The following is a 2501-nucleotide window of genomic DNA, read 5'->3' on the forward strand; positions in this document are numbered from 1 at the left end:
GGGTTCGTTCAGCCGCGCAGGCGGGACATGGACGGGTCGAACAGGGGCTCCTCGGCGACGACCGCGTCGACGCGCCGGTCGAAGTAGCCGATGTGGAGCGGGGTGCCGGGGACGGCGAGGTCCGCGGGCAGCCAGGCGTAGGCGATGGCCTTGCCGATGGTGTAGCCGTAGGCCGCGCTGGTGACGTAACCGACCGGGCGGTCGCCGTCGTAGACGGGTTCCTTGCCCATGACGACCGAGTCCGGGTCGTCGATGGTCAGGCAGGCCAGCCTGCGCCGCACGTCGTCCTTGCGCCGCTCCAGCGCCTGACGGCCGATGAAGTCACCCTTGTCGAGCCTGACCGCGAAGGCGATCCCGGCCTCGTAGGGGTCGTGCTCGTAGGTCATGTCCGTGCCGAAGGAGCGGTAGCCCTTCTCCAGCCGCAGACTGTTGAACGCGCCCCGCCCGGCGACGATCCCGCCCAGCGGCTCGGCCGCCGCCCACAGCGTGTCCCACAGCTTCTGCCCCTGGTCGGCCGTCGTGTACAGCTCCCAGCCCAGCTCACCGACGTAGGACAGCCGCATCGCGGTCACCGGCACACTGCCGATGTAGGCGCGCCGGGCGCGGAAGTACTTCAGTGCATCGGCGGAGAAGTCCGCGTCGGTCAGGGGCTGCAGAACTTTGCGGGCCAGCGGCCCCCACAGGCCGATGCAGCAGGTCCCGGCGGTGATGTCGCGGACCTGGACACGGCCGTCGGCGGGCAGGTGCCGCATCAGCCAGTCCAGGTCGGCGTTGCCGTTCGCGCCGATCTGGAACACGTCCCGGCCCAGCCGGGCCACCGTGACATCGCTGCGGATCCCGCCGTCGTGGTCCAGGAAGAGGGTGTAGGTGACCGAGCCGACGGACTTGGCGACCTTGCTGGTGGTCAGCCGCTCCAGGAAGTCGGCCGCACCCGGACCGGTGACCTCCAGCCGCTTCAGCGCGCTCATGTCGTACATCGCGACCGTCTCGCGGGTGACCTGTGCCTCCGCGCCCACGACCGGCGACCAGAACCGCGCCGCCCACTCGTTCGGGACGGGGATGGCGCGGCCCTCGACCAGGGCGGCGTTGGCCTCGTACCACTGCGGGCGCTCCCAGCCGGCCGCTTCCAGGAAGAACGCGCCCTGCTCCCTCTGCCGGGTGTGGAAGGGGCTGGTGCGGATCGGGCGCGGGTCTCCCGAGGGCTGCAGCGGGTGCAGGATGTCGTAGACCTCGACGAAGTTCTGGCAGTCCCGCGCCAGCACGTACTCGGGCGCCAGCTGGTGCGGCTCGAACCGGTTGACGTCGCACTCGTGCAGGTCGAAGGAGGAGCAGTAGCCGTCCACCAGCCATTCGGCCATCGCGCGGCCGACGCCTGCGGAGTGGGTGACCCAGACGGCTTCGGCGACCCAGAAGCCCCTGACGTCCTGGGACTCGCCCAGCAGGGGGAAGTTGTCGGTGGTGAAGGAGAACAGGCCGTTGATGCCCTCCTCCACCTTCGCCTCCCGGGTCGAGGGCAGCAGCGCCTGGGTCTGGCTCCAGGCGGGGGCGAAGTCCTCCTCGGTGAACTCCAGCACCGACGGCATCGCCTCGGCCTCGTCGACGGAGAGGATGTCGTCGGCGGAGACCGGCATCGGGCGGTGGCCGTAGTAGCCGATGCCCAGAGCGTCGAAACGGTCCCGGTAGTACAGGTCCGCGTCCTGGTGACGCAGGATCGGCCGGACCGCCTCCTCGGTCTGCCCGGCCAGCGCCGGGATCGGGCCGGTCCAGGCGAGCTGGTGCGCCAGCGGGGTCAGCGGGAGGTTCATGCCGGCCATACGGGCGATCTTCGGGCCCCAGATCCCCGCGCAGCACACCACGATGTCCGCCGCGATCTCCCCCCGGTCGGTCAGCACCCCGCTCACCTCACCGCCGGTGTGCAGGACGTCCAGGACCTCGTGCCGGGCCAGGAACGTCACACCCCGCTCGGTCGCCCGGCGGATCTGCGCCTCCACCGCCAGGACCGCCTTGGCCAGACCGTCCGTCGGCACCAGCAGACCACCCAGCACCTTCCCGGCGTCCAGCAGCGGGTGCTGCTCGACACACTCCTCGGCCGTCAGCAGCCGGGCCTCGATGCCCCACGCGGTCACCCAGCCGTGCCGGCGCCGCAGCTCCGTCAGCCGCTCCTCGGTGGTGGCCACCTCCAGGCCGCCGACCTGGAGGAAACACGGCTTGCCGTCCACCTCCAGCGAGCAGAACTTCTCCACCGTGTAGCGGGCCAGCTCCGTCATCGTCTTGGAGGAGTTGGTCTGGAAGACCAGACCCGGGGCGTGTGAGGTCGAGCCCCCGGTGGCGGGCAGCGGCCCCTGGTCGACCACCGTCACCTCGGTCCAGCCACGCGCGGAGATCTCGTCCGCCAGCGCCGCACCCACGACACCCGCACCGATGATCACCACTCGGGGTCCCGCCATCGCCGCACCTCCGCATCAGACCGGCCCAGCCGGTTCAGTTGCTGTCTACGCAAC

Annotated in this window: 1 protein-coding gene; it reads right to left on the reverse strand. The window is 70.9% G+C overall.

Going from position 1 to position 2501, the window contains the following annotated elements:
• Window positions 1-8: 8 nt before the first annotated feature.
• On the reverse strand, window positions 9-2447 hold the full coding sequence (locus tag AQJ58_RS40180; RefSeq protein WP_067259574.1) for a GcvT family protein: 2439 nt from the start codon (window positions 2445-2447) through the stop codon (window positions 9-11).
• Window positions 2448-2501 lie beyond the last annotated feature (54 nt).

Origin of the sequence: Streptomyces sp. DSM 15324, from assembly GCF_001514285.1 — a bacterium.
In the GTDB taxonomy this organism is placed as follows: domain Bacteria; phylum Actinomycetota; class Actinomycetes; order Streptomycetales; family Streptomycetaceae; genus Streptomyces.

Bases quoted from the DNA above. Each gene is read 5' to 3' on its own strand.
- AQJ58_RS40180 (WP_067259574.1), bottom strand. From the start codon at position 2,447: ATGGCGGGACCCCGAGTGGTGATCATCGGTGCGGGTGTCGTGGGTGCG.